Raw genomic sequence first — 20,696 nt, 5'->3', positions numbered from 1 at the left:
TTTAAGTTATTTATTTCGCAAATTCCGTGGAAGGATCGGCGAAAAAGAAATACCTTAACCTATGTGCTTATTCTGGCATAAACTAAGAAATATTTCACTTACTTTCTGGATGACCATTTCACCTGGAACAAAAAAGCCACCAGTTTATACTAACCAGTAGCTTCCACACAATAATTTTATTCGACATACAATGACAAAATTCGGGTGGTGACTAGGCACCTAGGACCAAAAGCTTATTATGGTGCCGTGCTCATGCAATCTTTCCATTTTTCCTGAATTGCTTTCCGACCTTTCTTCACATCTGGATGAAACTGAATATATGCATTATCCCGCGTCTGTTCCGTCAACTTTATAGCACGTCGTATTTCCTGTGTTAAACCGCTCACACCTGCATTTCCAGAAATGGTTAAACCGGCTATAACACCCTGTTTAATTGCAACTTTAGCACCTTCAATTCCTGTAATATTTCCTGCCACGTACAGGTTTTCAATTGGCGTTTCCATCTGTTCATTGTGTAATGGCACATAACCACCTAATTCTTCTACTAAATAAAACGGGCATCCGGCAACTGCTGCTAACTCAGTCAAGGGATATAAACCACCGGCAATACATATAAAATCACAGTCAATATGCTCTTCACTACCTTTTACAACTTCACCATTTGCAGATATTGTTGCGATTTTAACACCGGTTACAGCTTCTTCGCCACATATCTCGATGACTGCTTTACGAAGTTGAATCGGGATATCCCACATTTTAAAGCCCTGCTTCGGATAAAACGATACACCTATTTTTTTCATTACATCATTATTCATTAATTTACTGCCGAAACGAATAACCTTTGAAGGGGCCATATGGGATACATGAAGGAGAGAATCCAAAACTTCACCCGGCTGTGCTGCATCTTGAGTCACCTTATTCATTTTGGGCAATGTAAGACTGGCCACTTTCACTCCGGCAAGCTGCAGTTCCATAGCAATTGCTGCTGAAAGAACATTTACACCAATAATAACCCCGCGTTCTCCGGGTTTAATGCGATGAACATTGGTCATCACTTGGGCTGCGCCAACAGACATCACACCTGGAAGTGTCCATCCCGGTACTGGGATTGGTGATTCAGCAGCTCCTGTTGCCAGTAATAACTGCTCGGAATAAATTATCCCCGTCTCTGTGTATATAATCCAATAATTATTTTCTTTTTCTATATTGTGTACAGATGTATTTAACTGTATTTGTACATCTAATTCAATTGCCTCTTGATATAAACTTTCAGATTCCTTAATGCCGTTCCACCAAAATCCACTTGGCTCTTCATATAGCTGTCCTAATAGTCTTCCTCCTGGTTTTAGGTATTCATCAATTACCAATGAACTTAATCCATTTTTAGCACATGTAATCGCTGCTGATAAACCTGCTGGTCCAGCCCCGATAATAATTACATCATTCATTTTCAGCCCTCCAATCTCTAACAGGTGTCGGGAGCTTTCCGCCGCTTTCCACAACCATCCCTTCCTTAAGGGGGGTTAAACATGCACGCACACCAGATTTGCCATTAACTTTTACTCGGCATTCAAAACAATGCCCGATGTTACAGTAAACACCACGCGGTCTTCCAGTTTCCTCATGATGGCGTAAAGTTCTTATCCCGTTCGCCAGAAGTGCTGCAGCAAGTGATTCATCTTTTAACCCTTTATACTCTTCATCGTTAAAAGAAAACGTGACATATTCATTCTCTTTTAAAGCTCCGAGAACTGGGTGATCGTAAATACGTTCACTCATTCTTCCACCCTCCTAAATCTCTAAATTGTATAGGTCTTACCGGAGGTTGGTATTTCAAGGATACCTGTTCCCGATTTTTATCCTTCACATTCGAGACTGCCTTATCGACAATGTTCCGGCATGTCCTGCCTCCGCAGTATCCCATCGATGCTCTGGTACGAAGTTTTAATTCCCTTGCAGAGCATTTATATTTGGAAGCGGTGTCTATTAAATCCTGGTATGTCACTTCCTCACATCTGCAAATTATTGTATCTTTGTCAGCCAATCTCACCACTCCTTTTTTATCTCTATTTGACACATGCAAAAATAGTGCCAAAAATGAAATATACATCATTTTATAGCACTATCAGCGTGATTTTTTAATTAATTCCTAGTTTTTTTAACCGGTTATAAAGTGTTGCTCTTGTTATATGGAGATTTTCGGCACATACTGCTTTATTTCCGTCTGTCTTTTCCAATTCTTTTAAAATCACTTCCTTTTCGACTTCCTGGAGCTTTTCGTTTAACGATCGACCGTTACTTTCATGGAATATTGATAAATTGTTAGTTCGTTTTGCTGTATCTGTTTCAAACGGTAAATCGTCCATTTTTATTTCACCATTTTCCGAGAATACAACAAGCCGTTCCACAACATTTTTTAATTCCCGAATATTGCCCGGCCATTCATACTTAAGCATCACCTGCATAACTTTCTGTGAAATACCATGAATCGGTTGATTATACTTAATCGAAACCTCATGCAGGTAATAATGAGTTAATTCTATAATATCTTCAGGACGCTTCCGTAGTGGTGGCACTTCAATACTTACAACATTTAACCGATAATACAAATCCTCTCTGAACTTCCCTTCTTTGACCATTGACAGTAAATCCTGATTCGTTGCTGCGATTACTCTGAAATCACCTTCTTTTTCCTTTGTACCACCAACTGAATAAAATTTATTTTCCTGCAGCAGCCGCAACATTTTCACTTGCATATCCAGTGGCATTTCCCCGATTTCATCCAGAAGCAATGTGCCATTTTTTGCGAGTTCTACCTTTCCCTTCTTTCCTTTGGTATCAGCACCAGAAAAAGCACCTTTCTCATAACCGAAAATTTCACTCTCAAATAAAGCCTCCGGGATGGCGCCGCAGTTAATAGCTACAAACGGAGCATTTTCTGTCTCCCGTATGGAGTGTACCGCTTTTGCAAATAATTCTTTCCCAACACCGCTTTCACCGTCTATCAGGATATTCGCATCAGTGGATGCAGCTTTTTTAAACTTATTAATTGTTCTTTGCAACGGCTTACTGTTACCTCGTATTTTAATGAATGGATCGTTCGTCGACGTTAACTTACTTACTTCTTTTTCCAGGTTAAATAAACGTTCTGAAGCATTGTACAACTCTTTATTCAATTTGATCTGACTTGTTATATCCGTCTCCGATACCACTGCACCTATCATATCTTCATCACAATAAACCGGATTTGAATTAATTAACACCACTTGATTATCACGGGCTTTATGCTGGTTGTGATAAACAGAAGTCCCATCCTTTAAAGTGTTTAAAAGTTCCAAACGATCCATTCTAAAAAAGTCTGTAATCGGCTTTCCAATTATTTCTTCCCTTTTAACGGAAAAAACCTGTTCCGCCCCTTTTGTCCAAACCAAGACATTTTTATCACGATCAACAACAGTACAGGATTCATCAATTGTATCCAAAATCGTTTCAATATACGTGTGTAAATATTGATAAGACGTATACAGTTTTTTGGATAATTCCCGTGAGGTTAAGTAACCAATGGGTTGTCTATTGTTATCGCTTACAATTATGCACGGATAATCTTTCAGTTCTTCCAGTACATGAGATATCTCTGCATGATTTGAAATATTTTTACAAGACAAATAACGTATTCCTTCGCCTTCCCTTAAACGACTCAGTAATGAGATATTTTGATTACTCTGCAGAAAAACACATTTTGGATATTCCTTTTCTACAACAATTTCCAAATCATCTTCCGATAAACTGTTGTCATGTAACAAGACAAAGTCTTTATTAATCATCTGTTCGATATTTATAAAGTTTGGAAAAAACATAACGACATCTCCTTAAACTGTATAAATTCCTTTACACTTTTAAATTATTTTTACACAAATATGTATTAGTTGCAATATTATTTTAAATTATACAGCATTTTTATTATTGGCATAAAATTTGCATGTTTAACTTATGAAACCGCTTTAAAAGGAGGTAAGCAATCATGAGCGTTCAACATCGGGATATTGTTGTCATCGGCGGTGGTATTATAGGGGCGGCAATTTCCTATTATTGTTCCAAAGCTGGGTTAGACATTACAGTTCTGGAAAAACATGAACTGGCCAGTGGCACATCATCAAGATGTGATGGAAACATTTTGGCTATCGATAAAGATCCAGGGTTTGACAGTCAAATGTCACTTAAAAGCCAGCAACTGGTGCATGAACTACATACTGAATTAGAGATTGATTTCGAATACCGCAAACCGGGCAGTATTCTTGTCTGTGAAAATGATAAAGAAATGGAAGCTGCCCAAAAATGGGTCCAGCAGCAGCAAAATGCCGGTCTAGACTTCCAAATGCTGGATCGTGAGGATTTACGAAATGAATCCAAATTTTTTGCAGACGACTTATATGGCGGATTGGAGTGCGCAACAGACTCCACCGTGAATCCATATATGCTGACATACTCCATGTTTCATAGTGCAGCGAAACTAGGAGCAAAAATTCACACCTATACCGAAGTCCAAAATGTTGTGAAAGATACGACTGGTCAATTTGTGATTGAAACGACAAACGGCACGTTCACTGCCAATAAAGTTGTCAATGCCTGCGGTGTGTGGGCACCTAAGATTGGTGAAATGATCGGTGTGGATATTCCAATTAAACCTAGAAAAGGCCAATTAATTGTAGCGTCTAGAGAACAACCGGTTGGTCTGAGAAAAGTAATGGAGTTTGGCTATTTGATATCAAAATTCGGCGGTGAACGCACGGTTGATAACATGACGGATAAATATGGTGTTGCCCTTGTATTCGAACCGACCGAGAGTCAAAACTTTCTGATTGGAAGCAGTCGAGAATTTACTGGATTCGATACGAAAGTCTACCAGGAAGTTACCAAATATATTGCCAAAAGAGCCATGCGTTTCTATCCGAACATGGCAGATATGTCAGTTATACGAACCTATGCCGGATTGAGACCATGGACAGAAGATCATCTTCCGATTGTCTCGCGTATCGATGAGGTTCCCGGATTTTATGTAGCTGCAGGTCATGAAGGAGACGGCATTAGCTTAGCCGCCATCACCGGAAAAGTCATAGAGGAAATGATTTCAGAGAAAGAATTATCCGTACCAATTGAACCATTACATTTTAACCGCTTTACAGAAAGGGTGGTACACACATGAATCTAAATCGTCTCTTCACCACGATAGATACACATACCGGCGGCAACCCGACTAGAACTGTTCTAAGCGGTTTGCCTGAATTAAAAGGCGATACGATGTCCGACAAGATGCTATACATGAAAAAGCATTATGATTGGATTCGGAAGTTTTTAATGAATGAACCACGCGGACATGATGTGATGTCAGGCGCATTAATGGTGAACCCGTGCCATCCTGAGGCTGATGTTGGTGTTATCTATATCGAGACTGGTGGATATTTGCCAATGTGCGGACACGACACGATTGGTTTTTGTACTGCACTTGTGGAGGCAGGACTTATTGAGATTTATGAACCATATACAATCATTAATTTGGATACACCAGCCGGCCTAGTCAAAACAAAAGTCAAAGTAGAAAACAGTAAAGCAAAAGACGTTACATTCGCCAATGTCCCTTCATTCCTTCTAAAAACCGTGGACTTGGACATCGAAACAATCGGTTCCGTTCAGTGTGAGATTGCATACGGCGGCAACTTTTACGGTATTATTGATGCACGGAAACTGGGGTTGGACCTGACAACCGCTAATGCGTCAACTATTATTGATAAGGCAATTACAATACGAAATGTGATTAATAGCGAAGTAGAAATATCACACCCTGAGCAACCTTTTATTAAAGGATTAACACATATTGAATTTTACACTGACCCAACTCATCCAGATTCCGATTTAAAAAATACAGTTGTGGTACCACCAGGCGGAATTGATCGTTCTCCTTGTGGCACAGGCACTTCGGCAAAACTTGCGACGATGTTTATGAAAAATGAAATCCAAAAAAATGAACCGTTTGTTTATGAAAGTATTGTCGGTACACTCTTTAAAGCAAAGATTCTGGAAACTACAACCATTAGGGATTTTGAAGCCATAGTTCCTGAGGTAACCGGATCTGCATGGATTATGGGAATGCATCGTTTATTCTATAACGAAAAGGACCCATTGTCTGAAGGATACTTACTCATTCCACCGATGGAAGGTCACTAAAAAGGAGGTGATTAAATGAATGTTGAAAAGTTATTCTCTACCATAGACACACACGTAGCAGGAGAACCCTTTCGTATAATTATCAATTCCCCCATGACATTGGATGCAAATATTATGAATCTTAACCAAGAAGGAATAGAACAACGCTTTAAACGCGAAAAAAATTTATTACTGAACGAACCCAGGGGTTATCAAGGAATGAATGGATGTATTGTGCTTCCATCCAAAACCGCTGATTATGCGTGTCTTTTTGTGCACCATGACAACAATCCACCATTTACATATAGTGGCTTGGTTGCAACAGTGACTGCATTACTTGAAACCGGTAATCTTGCCAAAAAGGAAAGTAATCATTATGAAATTGAAACCGTTTACGGCGTGTACGCCATCTATGCCGCTTATGAACAGCAAGAAGTGCCTGTAACTCGCTTTGAAAGTAGTGAATGCAAGGTTATTGAAACAAATGAAGCATATAAAAATGTGCAAATTGACAATTCACGGAACTACCTGGTTTACAGTTTGCCAAAAACCATTCCGACTATTGCCATAGAAAATCTATCTGCGATTTCAAAATGGGGTCTGCAAACTACCTCGGAAATGAAGAATAACCTTGAATTTGACGGCGTTATTTTAATGGAACCTATATATATTCAGAGTCATATGGAAGTTCGTTCGGTCACCTTTAAAAAAGATGGAAGTATTCTGCGCTCTCCAGGCACAGATAGTACATTTGCGTTATTTAAATCCAAGCTGTATGAGAAATGCAATGTTACAACGTTAACGAATCATAGTATATTTGACAGTTCACTGACTGCATCTTTGGTTAAAGGAACTGATTACCGGTTTTCGATGGAAACAAGAGGATTTGTTACAGGTATACATCAGTTTATGTATGATCAGACAGATCCACTTCAATATGGATTTTTATTGAAATGATGATAAGGAGGGATAGATTTCATCACTTAGGCAGATTTTCACAGAAAATACCTACTAATTTTAATGAAGGAGAGTGAGAGAATGAATGCTGAAAAAAGGTTACCTACTTTGGGGGAAGTGATTTTTGTATTAGTTTCCTTCATTGTCATTATGTTTTTCTCGGTAGTACAACTTGGAATACCGATTCAATTAGCACTGCTGGCTACCTGGTTCATGATAATTTTAGTTGGACTTAAGATTGGCTACTCATACAAGGAACTGCAGGACGGTATTTTGAAAGGCATTTATGACGGTTTGGAAGCTGTCTTAATACTGATTTCAGTTGGTGCGTTAATTGGAACATGGATTTCCGGGGGGATTGTTCCAAGTATTATTTACTACGGACTTTCCATTATTGATCCGAGCATCTTCTTAATGGCAGCTTTTATCATTTGCGCTATAACTTCATTGGCAACTGGAACTTCATTTGGTTCAGCTGGAACTGCAGGTATTGCCATGATGGGAATCGGTGCAAGTTTCGGCTTCCCAGTTGCCTTAGTAGCAGGTGCGGTCATTTCAGGTTGCTATGTCGGTGATAAGCTTTCCCCACTGTCAGACACCACAGTCATGACTGCATCTTTATCAAAAGTGAATGTCATTCGCCACATTAAATCGATGCTATACGTAAGTGCGCCAGCATTTGTGATTGCAGCATTACTATTTTTGGGTATGGGATTATTCTTTAATAGCGGAAATGGAGATTTAAGTCAAGCAGAAGCTACAATGTCTGCATTAAATGATTACTTTAACATTTCGTGGTATATGGTTGTACCTGCAGTTGTTGTCATAATATTACTAGCATTAAAGATGCCCTCCATACCAGTAATATTATTTGGTGCTTTGCTAGGGTCTGTATGGGGATTTTTATTCCAAAACATGTCGATATTAAAAAGTATTAATATTTTGTATTCAGGAAATGATATCGAATCTGGCGTTGATTTTATTGACAATCTTTTAAATCGTGGCGGGATTGAATTTATGCTCAGTGTAATTGTACTGATTCTGTTTGCCCTTGGTGTTGGTGGATTAATGGAAAAGACAGGAATACTAAGAGCAATATGTAATTCCATGTTGTCCTGGGCAGATAATGCCGGAAAAACAACCTTATCAACCATACTATCTGGATTCTTTGGAAATTTCTTTGGTGGTGCAGCTTATGTATCCGTTATCACAGCCAGTAAAATAACAGAGGAAAACTATGATCGATTAAATATTGACCGTCGTGTGCTCTCACGAAGTACCGAGGCTGGAGGAACGTTAACCACCCCAATGGTTCCATGGTCTGATGGCGGTGTGTTTATGGCTACAACACTTGGTGTATCAACACTAACTTACCTGCCATTTCTGTGGTTTAACTTTCTAGCGATAATTATCACGCTTATCTATGGCTTTACCAATAAATTTATTTGGTATACAAAACCAGAGAAACACAGTGATGATGAACCAAAAGAAATAGCTAATTCTTAAATAACTGATTTTTAGCCTAAGGAGGAATTTACAATGAAACAATTAGAAGGAACATTTCCAGTGCTTGCTACACCCATGCATAATGATGAAACAGTGAATTACGAGGGGGTGAGACAAAATATAGAACATTATATCAGTTTAAATGTAGCCGGCCTTATCGTGAACGGAAGTACCGGTGAGTTTGTTAGCTTAACTACAGAAGAGAAATATAAGCTTATGGAAGTCGCTTCCGAGCAAGTAAATGGACGGGTTCCCCTGATCATTGGAACAGCTGCTGAGACAACTCAAGACGCAGTTGCGTATACACAAAAGGCAGAAACCGCCGGGGCAGATGGTGCACTACTAATAAACTCGTATTATGCACACCCAAAAGATCACGAAATCTATGAGCATTTTAAAACAGTTGCTGAATCCGTAAGCATTCCAATCATGATTTACAATAATCCGTTTACGTCCGGGATTAATATTGGAACGGAGACAATTCTGAAAGCTGGACGTGATGTTGAAAATATCACACACATCAAAGAGTCCAGTGGAGAAATCCAAAAGCTGCGAGATATCTCCAGACAAGGCAAAGATTATATTAAAACATTTTGCGGCTCCGATGACCTTGTCCTTGAATCCTTTTTAATGGGAGCAACTGGCTGGGTATCTGTTGCCGGAAATATTATACCTGAAATGGCTACCGATCTATTTAACAGTTTTAAAGAAGGTGATATGGACAAAGCATGGGACATCTATGACCGAATCCTGCCACTTTGCAACTTCCTGGAGGATTCCGGGAAATATGTGCAAATCGTTAAACGCGGTTTGGATTTACAAGGATTGGCTGGAGGACCTTCACGTAAACCAAGGTTGCCGTTAACTGAAGAAGAAGATAAAACATTACAAGGAATTTTAAGCCAACTGCAGATTGTTAAGTATTAATTTATGAGGAGGTTATGTTTCTATGTCTACTAAAGAAATTGTTTTAAAACCGAAAGTAGAAGAATTTTTACAAGGTGTTAAAGGACTTTGGCTATTCGCTATTTAGTGTTGAAAAGTTAGTATAATAGCACCACATAAATCTACCATTCCTTGTTTGCTGCCTGTATTGTCTTGGATGCTTTACAGGTCGTCAAGGAAAGCGCTTGACAACCTGTAAAGCATCCAAGGGAGAGTTGGCAAGCAAACGAAGGAAACACTATAGTCATGGCTCAACAATTAAATCAAGTTTGTTAACTGTCGCGTAGATCATGGCGATGAAATTGTCCGTAGAGCGGTAACCTCGAGCCTTTCTCTTGGCAGCTTGAACCAGGCCATTTATGCCTTCAAGCAGCCCATTGGTCAATTTGGTAATGAACCACCTTAAAATACCGTCCTTGTGCTTTTTCAGTGACTTTGCAGCCTTGATCATAGGTTCCAACTGTGAACGGATGGCCCAGTCATACCATGCATCAAAATAAATATCAGAGGATAGCGGTGATAGTTGCCACATCTTCTGGAGGGATAATTTTATGCGATAGGCACGCCCTGTTTTTAAGTCCATGTCCTTAAGTTTCTGGAATTTACTGTCCTGCTTTTTGGTTAGATTTTCTTGGTTTTTTAGCCACACGTAACGTGAATTTTTCAGTAATGGTTCGGTCGCTTGTTCATGTTTGCGAACCTTATCCAATGCTTCGTTCACCAGCTTCATGACATGAAATTTATCAAATGTGATCGATGCATCGGGGAAATTCGCTTCAATTCCTGCTATAAACGAAGGCGACATATCCGAACATATTTCCCTGATTTGGGAAGGGGAAACGCCTTTGCGTTCAAGGAACTGGCAAAAGTCCTGTAATACATCTGAACTTTTTCCTTCTGTGGCGAACAATAACCGTTTAGTATCCGTGTCGATAAACAGTGTCACGTATTTATGTCCTTTGGCACGGGATGTTTCATCAATGGCGACGCGTGTCACACTGGAGACATCAAGCTCCTTCATCGCTTGATGAACATAATACTTAAATACACGCCAGAGACGGGTATCATGTTCACCAACCTTACGAGCAACAGCTGCCACAGGCATTTCAGCCATTAAGGACATCACATGATAATCAAAGAATAATGAAAACCCGGCACCCGGCCGTGCCCAGTCTATCTTGACGGTACGTATTTTACCGCAGGATTCACAATTAACACGCGGCATTCTGGCATGAAGCAATGTTTGATATTGCCAAAAATCAAGGTGTCGCCATGTGCGATCCTGATCATAAATATCATGGACTTTACAGCCTGGATTTCCACAGTTAGGACATGTAAATTCAGCACCTGATCTGTATTCGATATAGATGTGTAAGGTCTTTTCATCTTTTGCCAGTTCATGATGAAAAACATACCAAGGTTCAGGTATTTCCAAGGCAGATTGAAACATATTATACTTTTCTTCAAAATTCTTCATAAAGCCAACACTCCCGGGTAATTTAATAGTTTTTACCCAGTATGGACAGCTATATGAAACATTAGACTAAACATTAAATAGCGAGGAAGCAGGACTTTATATTAACGGAGAATATGTTCAGTCCAAAAATAAAACAACTTTTGACGTTTTAAACCCTGCTACAGAAGAAGTTCTTGCAGAGGTGAATGAAGCACAAGAAACAGATATTGATGTTGCTGTGGAAGCAGCTAAAGAAGCTTTTGAAAAAGGTGAATGGACCAAAATGGAGGCCGCGGAACGCTCGCGCTTGATTTATAAATTTGCCGATCTGCTAGAAGAAAATCGTGAAGAACTTGCTCAGCTTGAAGCTTTAGATAATGGGAAACCATATGAAGTGGCACTTGAGGATGATATAGATGGAACAATTGAGCATTTCCGCTATTATGCTGGATGGGCAACGAAAATAACAGGAAAAACTGTTAATATGTCTCCTGATTATTTTAACTATATTGTTCATGAACCGGTTGGTGTCGTTGGTCAAATTATCCCATGGAATTTTCCGCTGGCCATGGCCGGCTGGAAGCTGGGTTCCGCGCTTGCTGTCGGCTGTACAGTGGTCATCAAGCCGGCTACAGAAACACCATTATCACTTCTCTATACAGCACAATTGTTCAAGGAAGCCGGGTTCCCTAATGGGGTTGTTAACGTTGTTCCCGGTGCCGGTCGTTTAGCCGGCGAAGCAATCATTACGCATAAAGATATTGCGAAGGTAGCATTTACAGGTTCTACAGCCGTTGGACAAAATGTCATGCAAAAAGCATCTGATGATATAAAAAGTGTGACGTTGGAACTTGGTGGTAAATCCCCTAGCATTATCTTTGAGGATGCAAATCTCGAAGAAGCCATCGAAGGTTCATTTGACGGCACGATGTATAATCATGGCCAAAACTGCAGTGCCTGCACTCGTCTCTATGTTCACCGCAGTCATTATGATGAAGTTGTCGAGAAAATAGCCGAGCGTGCTAAAGCTGTAAAACTCGGCCCAGGAATGGATGCTGAAACAGAAATGGGTCCGCTCATTTCAGAAAAACAACAGCAAACCGTTCTGGAATACATTGAAAAAGGAAAAGCGGAAGGCGCCCGTTTAGTTGCTGGCGGCAATAAATCTTTTGATAAAGGGTTTTTCGTCGAACCAACTGTCTTTGCTGATGTTGAAGATGATATGACCATTGCCAGAGAAGAAATCTTCGGGCCAGTTATTTCAATATTTCCATTTGATACAGAAGAAGAAGTAGTTAAACGAGCAAATGACAGTGAATATGGACTGGCAGCCAGTGTGTGGACAGAAAATATTCGCAAAGGTCACCGTGTTTCCGGAAAACTGCAAGCTGGAACTGTTTGGATTAATGACTTTGGGCTTGAACTTGAAACCATGCCATTTGGCGGTTATAAAAAGTCCGGTATTGGCCGAGAAATGGGCGGTGAATATGGATTAGCGAATTACACTGAGGTTAAAAGTGTTTTGGTTAAAATAAAAGATGCCTAAGAGCATAAAATCAATAAAATTACCACTCTGCTTCATTCGCAGGGTGGTACTTTTCAATCGTGGTATCTATAATCGTCTACCAAATAAAAAAGAGTCATGTTGCACCTGTACATAACACTTTTCGTTGTCAGATTCGATTATAGGAGTAAAACGCCTCAGAAGTTCGGGCCTCGAGCGAGGGCAGATCCCAAGTTTCTTTTTCAAATTTTCCCTCAATCAGCCTTTTATGACGCATTCATATGCGCGTGCAACCACGGTAATACACGTAGAAAGCCACTCTAAATAGAGTGGCTTTCTCTTTACGGCCGATCGACCGGCCAAGTAAAATTTTTAAGGCCGCACTACAGATTAAATATCTGTAAGGGCAATATTATTTTATTCATATTAGCTACTTTTATTCTAACCCTTTTTTATAAAAATATCAACACCTCGAAAGTGTGCTATTTTTTTGTGAAAAGGCGTCTTATTTTGTCGTCGATTAAATCTATTTGCTCAGACGCCAGCTTAAAAACCACATCTTTCTGTTTATCCGAACCAGCGGCTCCTATACAATCAATCATTCAACATAAAGGGTGGTAGCAGGCATCCAGACCTCATCGGGAAGTGACACAGGCACCCACCCAAAAATCCTTGTATTGCGTCGTAATTATGTTAAAATCATGATTGTTCATTTGGGTAGACGGTTTCGAATTCGCTTGCTAACAAACCATGAAACTTCACCTGCCTTTAAAGAAAGTTGTAACTAAGGAACTTCCATAAAAGACTTGTAAAAAATCACTACAAGTGAGCGTTGATTACATAGGAGGAAATTTTTTGCTTAAGAGAAATAGTGTTCTTGCCATTTCATTATCACTTAGTATTTTATTTGTAGTTATCGGTGTTGTCTTTAATAATTGGTTAGGCCAGAAAGCATCCGCTTTTCTGGACTTTGCGGTTACTCATTTTAACTGGTTTTACCTGCTTGTTGGTACTATTTTTGTAGTGGTTTGTCTGTATTTAATGTTTTCCAAATATGGAAACATCCGTTTAGGTAAGGATACGGACAAGCCCGCTCATAGCACATTTTCATGGATTACCATGTTGTTTAGTGCAGGAATGGGAGTGGGTTTGGTGTTTTGGGGAGTTGCTGAACCAGTCGGACACTATACAACACCACCATTTGGAGAAGGGTCAACTTCGGAATCCGCCAGCGCAGCAATGAAATTTACCTTTTTTCATTGGGGGCTGCACCCTTGGGCCTTATACGGGATAGTAGCTTTAGGATTGGCATTTTTCCATTTCCGCAAAGGTCTTCCATCTGCCATGAGTTCCATTTTTCACCCACTGTTGGGGGACCGGATTAATGGACCTGTTGGTAAAACGATTGATATTCTTGCCGTATTCATCACTGCTGTCGGTGTTGCCAGTACATTCGGATTAAGTACGTTGCAAATTGCCAGTGGCATGAATGCCCAGTGGGGAGTGCCCAATACATTAATTGTTCAATTGCTCATCATAGGATTAGGAACTTTATTATTTATCATTTCTTCTTGGTCGGGATTAAATCGGGGTATCAAATATTTATCGAACTTTAATATGCTGATCATGGTCTTAATCATACTCTTTGTGCTTGCAGCAGGCCCTACCAAACAAATCTTTGAAATGCTGATATCCACCACGGGAAGTTACTTTGGAAGTATCTTGCCGATGAGTCTTCGAATGGAACCATTTGATAGTGAAGCAAATAGTTGGATAGGTAACTGGACTGTATTCTACTGGGCCTGGTGGACCACGTGGGCTCCTTTTGTAGGCTCATTTGTTGCAAGGATCTCGAAAGGCAGAACCATTAGGGAATTTGTTTTGGGTGTTTTATTAATCCCTTCATTCATATCCTTTATCTGGTTCTCGGTTCTCGGAGGCAGCGCCGTTCATTTAATTCATAATTTAGGTAATAGCAATCTGGCGGAGAGTGTAAACGCGAATGTGGAAGGAGCTCTGTTTGCATTCTTAAGTCATATTCCGCTTGGCCCTTTGTTAAGTGTACTGGCTCTCGTTCTGATTTTCTCGTTTTTTATTACATCAGCCGACTCAGCTACATTTGTATTAGGGATGTTAAGTAGTAATGGAAACATTAATCCATTAAACAGAGTCAAAATAGCATGGGGATTTATTACTGCAGGATCGGCTACCGTTTTCCTATTAGCCGGTGGACTGGATGCAGTCAGAACGATATCGATTGTCGTTGCCAGTCCTTTTACGATCATATCTATTTTTATATGTTGGGCACTGCTGAAAGCATTAAAGAAAGAATTTAGAGAGGGAAGTACGGCACATGGGAAAAGCCTGAAATAAAACACCCGGCTAAATAATAGCTCAGGGTCCCGGGTCTCATTGGTAAATAAATGTACATAGGCTAAGCTTCTGCATTGTCCTGCAGTACGTTATTAAGCCGTACAGATCGTTTTACGTGTTTTAATGAGAAAGTATTTTTAAAAGGTCGTTCAAAAAGTCCGGGAAAAATGACACGTCGATAGAGGAGCTTCTGCTAAAACCGCCCACGTCCTGTGGTGGGCGCAGAAGTCACCACAACACGCGAGAAGCTCGCTGGCTTGCTTTTACGTTTCTTGGAAAAGGAAACCACTAATGCTCGCGTGCGATGCGGATTCAGGGAAGTATTCCTTATGCTCATTATCTGAAGACATACATTCCGCTCCTTGGAAAAGAAATACGCTTTTCCTTCGTGCGATGTAAATTCGGGGGAAGTTTTTCTGTGCTCGAAACGGCGCCGCCTCGAACTTCTCGGTCCTTTTTTCCCCGCATATAATGATCAGTAAACCGCCAAAAAACGGCGGCTAACTGACCATAAATGCCCGATTCTGTTCAACTAACATTCAACGGAGAAAATCATTCCGCTGAATGAAGTTTCACTTTATCCTCCCCTCAATAATTAAATGCCGTGCTGCCGCCCATGTCATTCGCTCTCCAGCCCATGTTGCCGCATTCCCGCCCATGATGAGCAGCTACCCGCCCATACCTCTCACTTTCCAGCCCATGAAGTTTTTAGTGATAATGGTAAATTGTTCTATAGAGAGTGGTAAAACCTTCCGCCATGCAATCATTGGTACAAATTACATGCGATAATCACTTTTGAATGATCTTTCATTTAAAACAAAAAAGCCGCCAGCTTTATTCAAGCCAGCAGCCTTCCAATCAATTCTTATTATGACAAAATCCGCATAATAACAGAGATCCAACTTTAATCACATATTAAAGCTCGTCTTTCACTTTTTCAGCGACGTCTTCAGGTACCCATTCAGTCCAGAGTGCTTCTTCTTCTTTCAGAAATTTCACAGCAGCATCTTCAGCTGATGCATCCTCATTCTGCATATAATCAAGTGCATCATTCGCTATCGCACTGGATGTTTGATAGTTTTCGAGAAATTCACTAACGTCAGGTGCTCTTTCGGGCAGACTTTTATGAGAAACAATCTCGACATCCTGTTCTGCAACAGCTGATAACGGTGTATCTTCCTTCTCAAGCAACGGTGTCATATCGTATTTTCCCATCACCCAGTTTGGTTCATAGTTGTAACCGACCCACGGTTCACCATTTTTATACGCATCGGCCAATGACGTATTAATCGCTGCTTCGGCACCCGGACGAAAATAATTGAATTGCTCGTCCAGACCATATTCTTTCAACGTTTCAGCGATCCGTTCACTCACTTCCCATCCTGGAATAGCCCCGATAATACGGCCTTTTTCTTTATCTTCCGGATCCTGAAATAAATCCTTATAATCGGCCAAATCTGTAATATATTTTAAGTCAGGCGCCATTGGTTCAATCCCTCTCTCAGGGTCTCCCTCAATAACATAGGTAGGCACATACAGGCCCTGATAGTTATCATCAAAGTTGACCGACAGTTTGACGAAATCACCGCTTTCAATACCCTCATCATAAGCTTCTTTATTATTTTGTTTCCACAGTTCCATATGTACATCAACATCACCTTCTCGGAGTCCCGTTAAGATGGCAGCCGCGGAACCTTTTCGTTGTTCTGTCTCGTAACCATATCCAGATTCAATGATAGTCCCGGCAACTTCATTATGGAAACGAAGGCTTGCCCAACTCTCATCCGCAAAAATAATGGGATCTTTTTCAGCATCGGCTGACTCACCGCTGCATCCGCTAAGAATCATCATCGTAATAAGTAATAAAATTCCGCCATATACTAATGATTTCTTTTTCAAGAAAAAACCTCCTTGTGTTTTTGGTTCTCGAGTTGCTGATAAAGTGAATCTTCAATCAGTGGGGGTCGTACTGCCAGTTACATGCGGGATAAGTCGATGCGATTGACAAACTCTTATACTACTAAAAATAGCTGAATCAAACAACTGCGTCATCACATACCATCCAGTCGTAAACACGAGAAAGGTTAAGTTATTCCCCAAAAAACGACAAAATACAACAAATATTCCATGAAATTAGAGTATTAGTATAACGATCCACGGCAAAACTGATTCCACTGAGAACTTAAAGCCCTAAATAATACGCTTCATCCAGCCAGTCCGGTTTCTTAAGGAAAAAAGACGTCTGTAACAAATTTTCCGTCACACAAAAAGCGCCTTCAGTCCAGCCTTGTTTTCCGGAATAAGCATCACCAATAATATGAACTGATTCATCAGCAATTGGCTGACGCATAAATGGTATAATGTCTTCAAATAAAGCAGACGTACGCCAATTGTGATAACCAGCGCCATAAGGATCGCGGGACCAGTCTTTCACCCGTACAATATATGGGTCAGGAACCGTTATCCCATGCAATTCGCTCAATTGATTTAAAGCTTCCTTAACGACATGTGCAGGGGCTTCTACACCGGGGAGCACTGTCGTCTCCTGAGCTGACAATAGCGACACTTGTTTCTCTCCGGGATCTGCTGAATCATTGCTTCTGTAGCCGCGTGCAGCTTCATCCTGAATAAGTGAATTCCAGAAATGGACAGTGCGGTAATCGTTGTAGCTTGCCAGCAGTAAAGAATGCGCGTTGTCAGGGTCTGTCCCAAAATAAACACACTGGCTCATCGGCAAGTCCGTTGAAGCTTTTCCTTCCTTAATGCCTAGATCGTTTTTCCACCATGGATCGTTAAAACCCATCAGCAGCTTAAATGATGGGATATCAAATATCGAATCCATATGCTGCTTTAAGGCGGGGTGTGTATTAGAATCAAAGAAAAAGTTCTGCTGATCGATCAGTTCCAGCGACCGCTTCGGCATTGCCAGAATAATAGAATCAGCGTAAACCTTCCAATATGCCTGGTCATACACATTATAAAACGTCAGACGGTACCGTCGTCCGGTGTCTTCACTTTTCTCAAATGTCACAAGACGGTTACCCATCCAAAGCTGTGATCCCTCACTCTCTGTAAAATGCCTTGCAAGTGCATAAGCAAGCTGATCAAAGCCATTTTCAATCGTTCGGTAATGGTCCCCTTCACCATCGTCACCAATCATGTACGAAACGGCAATCGCAGCATTCCAGTTCATCGTGTTCGAATAATAACCCTCGGCATCAGCAATGAACGCATAACCTTCCTGGCCAACCTGATCTTTTATAACATTCCAGAAACCGATATTGCGCATTTTCATACCGTCATACGGACTTCCCTGTTTGTAATAAGTCCAATTAATCCTGATGTCATCCCACTGCCCGCGGGTAATGTTAAATTCGTAGGCATAATGGCTGATTTTGTTAAGGCGGTCTGCATAATTCTCAGTAAACCATGGATCATTCCTCAGCATGTTATACACAATCTTTTGCAGAAGCTGATCGAACCGATACCCTTTGTCCACATCGCGCAATTGATAAGGTACCTCAAGCACTTCCCCCTGTCTTGTGCACGCGCCCATTCATCTCCTTTAAAATGCTTTCCTCGCAAGTAGTAGAGATAATCGTTTGGATCACCCGACGGAAAAGGCGTGTGATGAAGCTGAAAAATGTCCTCGATCAATGTCGTCGTAATGTTGTATGAGGTATCATAATGCATGCCCCCCATTTCCCCCGTTACGTTCATATCAGGTAATGTAATCGACTCCAGCCGGCCGCCTACCCGGGTGTCCATCTCAAAAATGTGCACTGAATCAGGACGATGCTTATCATTCATGAAATCGCCCGACAGCAAGCGATACCCGGCATATAAACCGGATACCCCCGCACCAATGATGGCTGTATCAATCGACAGACAATCCGCTTTACCTGTTTTGTGTGTGATGTGATCCATTTCAATTCTTGAATGTGTCATGGTTGTCCCCTCCAGTATTCGGTATCTAATAGCAACCAGCCTGAATGTCTCTTTAGTTTGGTTACTCGGAGAACCATCCGGAGCGTTCAACTTGCTGGCTGATATTGATTTGCTTTACTTCCTGGTATTCCTCCAGACCATAAGTACCGAGGCTGCGGCCGATCCCGCTCTGTTTATAGCCGCCCCAAGGCGAATCATTATACGTCGTATGGTAGGTGTTCACCCATGTGATGCCTGCACGAACCTTTTTAATGACCCTTAATGCTTTAGCGCTATCACTGGTAAAGACACTCCCGGCCAGTCCGTAATTGGTGTTATTTGCGAGCCGGACCGCGTCTTTCTCATCGCTGAAAGTCTGAAAAACAGCAACCGGACCAAAAATTTCTTCCTGGACAATAGTCATATCTTCCGTTGTGCCGGTAAACGCCGTTGGTTCAACAAAATAGCCATTTTTAAATGCGCCCGTTTCGATGCGGTTTCCGCCACATACAAGCCGTGCACCTTCATCTTTTCCGGCGGCGATGTAGTCAAGAACATTATTCATATGCGCTTCGCTGACAAGCGGCCCCATTTCCGACTGCGTATCGTCACCGGGACCAACTTTAATGTTTTTAGCCCGTTCAGCAAATCGCTCCACAAATTGATCGTGGATGCTATCTTCAACCAATATACGCGACCCTGACGAGCAAACCTGTCCAGCCCCAAAAAATATACCATACAAAGCATGGTCAACAGCCGTGTCTAAATCGGCATCGGCAAACACAATATTCGGTGATTTGCCCCCCAGCTCCAGCGATATCTTTTTCAGATTCCCGGCCGCTGCTTTCATAATCGTTCTGCCTGTTTTCGTTCCACCTGTAAATGAAATTTTATCAACATGATGACTTTCGGCCAGTTCATTGCCTGCAGTTGCGCCGCTTCCCAGTACAAGGTTTACAGTGCCTTTAGGCATTCCGGCAGCTTCAAAGATTTCGAAAAGCTTCACGGCCGTGACCGGGGTCACTTCTGATGGCTTAAGGATAACAGTGTTTCCCGCGGCTAGTGCGGGAGCAATTTTCCAAACGCTCATCAGCAACGGAAAATTCCACGGGACAATTAAACCGCACACACCAATCGGCTCATGCACGACCATTGTCTGGATATCGTCAGGCGCATCATATGCCTGACCCTCGGGTTTCCGAATCAGCCCTGCGTAATACCGGAAACAGTCTGCGGCATCACTGACATCATAACCGGCTTCAGCAAGTGTTTTACCATTATCCAATGTTTCAAGCCGCGTTAATTCATCATGATGTGAATCGATTTCAGCCGCAACCCTGTACAAAAATGCCGACCGCTCAGCTGGTGCCATATCCGGCCAATCACCCGCATCAAACGCCTTCCTGGCCGCTGTGATCGCTTTTTTAGCGTCTTCAGCCGTGCCTTCCGACGCCTTTGCGATGACCTCACCATTGGCAGGATTGAGGATGTCTCTTTGCTTATAATCTTTTGAATCGGTCCATTGACCATCAAAGAACATATTTAAATACTTCATTTTATTTACCCCCCGGATGTTCACTTACTCTATCAAACGATTATGTCAGATATTAGTCATCGTCTGACGAAACATTCTATCAATCGATTGCTTTTTGATAGAATGTTTTAACATCAATAAGCTTAACCTTTCACCTTCTAATCGTCAAATACTGACACATCAGTATTTAAGCAAAATTTGACAAGATATCTATTCATGGTAACATAAATAAATGTACTTTCTACCAGTCAGTCGAATGCAAAAAATCTAATATATAACAACTATTAAACCGA

General features: G+C 41.1%; 15 protein-coding genes and 1 pseudogene. 7 read left to right on the top strand and 9 right to left on the bottom strand.

Annotation, left to right across the window (positions count from 1 at the left end; genetic code table 11):
- Positions 1–236 precede the first annotated feature (236 nt).
- From AOX59_RS16615 to AOX59_RS16600, 4 genes are read right to left on the bottom strand one after another with little or no spacing between them, the layout of a single operon-like run.
- Positions 237–1,448: an NAD(P)/FAD-dependent oxidoreductase gene (locus tag AOX59_RS16615; RefSeq protein ID WP_068447166.1), complete on the bottom strand. Its 1,212-nt coding sequence runs from the start codon at positions 1,446–1,448 to the stop codon at positions 237–239.
- A complete protein-coding gene (locus tag AOX59_RS16610) occupies positions 1,441–1,779 on the bottom strand; it encodes a (2Fe-2S)-binding protein (RefSeq protein ID WP_068447162.1) in 339 nt (112 codons plus the stop codon). The genes AOX59_RS16615 and AOX59_RS16610 overlap by 8 nt, the downstream gene beginning before the upstream one ends.
- Complete coding sequence (locus AOX59_RS16605; RefSeq protein WP_335338791.1) at positions 1,772–2,110, bottom strand: (2Fe-2S)-binding protein; 339 nt, start codon at positions 2,108–2,110, stop codon at positions 1,772–1,774. Before AOX59_RS16605 ends, AOX59_RS16610 begins: the two co-directional genes overlap by 8 nt.
- A 28-nt stretch (positions 2,111–2,138) precedes the next feature.
- Positions 2,139–3,857, bottom strand: coding sequence for a sigma-54 interaction domain-containing protein (locus AOX59_RS16600; protein ID WP_237049298.1), 1,719 nt, complete (start codon positions 3,855–3,857; stop codon positions 2,139–2,141).
- 164 nt (positions 3,858–4,021) lie between these two features.
- Between AOX59_RS16600 and AOX59_RS16595 the strand changes: the two genes are divergently transcribed.
- The 5 genes from AOX59_RS16595 to dapA all read left to right on the top strand — a co-directional run bounded on the left by AOX59_RS16595 (position 4,022) and on the right by dapA (position 9,591).
- Positions 4,022–5,203, top strand: coding sequence for an NAD(P)/FAD-dependent oxidoreductase (locus AOX59_RS16595; protein ID WP_068447158.1), 1,182 nt, complete (start codon positions 4,022–4,024; stop codon positions 5,201–5,203).
- Positions 5,200–6,222 carry a proline racemase family protein gene (locus AOX59_RS16590; RefSeq protein ID WP_068447156.1) on the top strand — a complete coding sequence of 341 codons (1,023 nt, stop codon included), beginning with the start codon at positions 5,200–5,202 and terminating at the stop codon, positions 6,220–6,222. The genes AOX59_RS16595 and AOX59_RS16590 overlap by 4 nt, the downstream gene beginning before the upstream one ends.
- Before the next feature lie 15 nt (positions 6,223–6,237).
- Complete coding sequence (locus tag AOX59_RS16585) at positions 6,238–7,158, top strand: proline racemase family protein (RefSeq protein ID WP_068447154.1); 921 nt, start codon at positions 6,238–6,240, stop codon at positions 7,156–7,158.
- 81 nt (positions 7,159–7,239) lie between these two features.
- On the top strand, positions 7,240–8,664 hold the full coding sequence (nhaC, locus tag AOX59_RS16580; RefSeq protein WP_068447151.1) for a Na+/H+ antiporter NhaC: 1,425 nt from the start codon (positions 7,240–7,242) through the stop codon (positions 8,662–8,664).
- A 33-nt stretch (positions 8,665–8,697) separates the two neighbouring features.
- Positions 8,698–9,591 carry a 4-hydroxy-tetrahydrodipicolinate synthase gene (dapA, locus tag AOX59_RS16575; RefSeq protein ID WP_068447149.1) on the top strand — a complete coding sequence of 298 codons (894 nt, stop codon included), beginning with the start codon at positions 8,698–8,700 and terminating at the stop codon, positions 9,589–9,591.
- A 262-nt stretch (positions 9,592–9,853) separates the two neighbouring features.
- Here the strand turns inward: dapA and AOX59_RS16570 are convergent, their stop codons facing one another.
- Positions 9,854–11,086 (bottom strand): ISL3 family transposase, encoded by a 1,233-nt coding sequence (locus AOX59_RS16570; RefSeq protein WP_068440383.1) that lies wholly within the window; start codon positions 11,084–11,086, stop codon positions 9,854–9,856.
- Between the two features lie 91 nt (positions 11,087–11,177).
- Here AOX59_RS16570 and AOX59_RS16565 point away from each other — a divergent pair.
- Positions 11,178–12,611 (top strand): annotated as a pseudogene (locus tag AOX59_RS16565) (aldehyde dehydrogenase family protein); the annotation flags it as partial.
- A gap of 813 nt (positions 12,612–13,424) precedes the next feature.
- On the top strand, positions 13,425–14,942 hold the full coding sequence (locus AOX59_RS16560) for a BCCT family transporter (RefSeq protein WP_068447146.1): 1,518 nt from the start codon (positions 13,425–13,427) through the stop codon (positions 14,940–14,942).
- Positions 14,943–15,857: 915 nt separating this feature from the next.
- On the opposite strand, the gene AOX59_RS16555 is transcribed toward AOX59_RS16560, so the two are convergent.
- From AOX59_RS16555 to AOX59_RS16540, 4 genes are all read right to left on the bottom strand, one after another.
- Positions 15,858–16,841: an ABC transporter substrate-binding protein gene (locus tag AOX59_RS16555; RefSeq protein WP_237049297.1), complete on the bottom strand. Its 984-nt coding sequence runs from the start codon at positions 16,839–16,841 to the stop codon at positions 15,858–15,860.
- Positions 16,842–17,124: 283 nt separating this feature from the next.
- Positions 17,125–18,441 (bottom strand): flavin monoamine oxidase family protein, encoded by a 1,317-nt coding sequence (locus AOX59_RS16550; RefSeq protein WP_218917907.1) that lies wholly within the window; start codon positions 18,439–18,441, stop codon positions 17,125–17,127.
- A complete protein-coding gene (locus AOX59_RS20135) occupies positions 18,384–18,890 on the bottom strand; it encodes an FAD-dependent oxidoreductase (RefSeq protein ID WP_068447141.1) in 507 nt (168 codons plus the stop codon). The genes AOX59_RS16550 and AOX59_RS20135 overlap by 58 nt, the downstream gene beginning before the upstream one ends.
- A 61-nt stretch (positions 18,891–18,951) precedes the next feature.
- Complete coding sequence (locus AOX59_RS16540) at positions 18,952–20,424, bottom strand: aldehyde dehydrogenase family protein (protein WP_068447139.1); 1,473 nt, start codon at positions 20,422–20,424, stop codon at positions 18,952–18,954.
- Positions 20,425–20,696 lie beyond the last annotated feature (272 nt).

The organism is Lentibacillus amyloliquefaciens (assembly GCF_001307805.1).
Taxonomy (GTDB): Bacteria; Bacillota; Bacilli; order Bacillales; family Amphibacillaceae; genus Lentibacillus; species Lentibacillus amyloliquefaciens.
The sequence above is the reverse complement of the archived record's forward strand: the minus strand, read 5'-3'. Positions and strand labels throughout refer to the sequence as shown.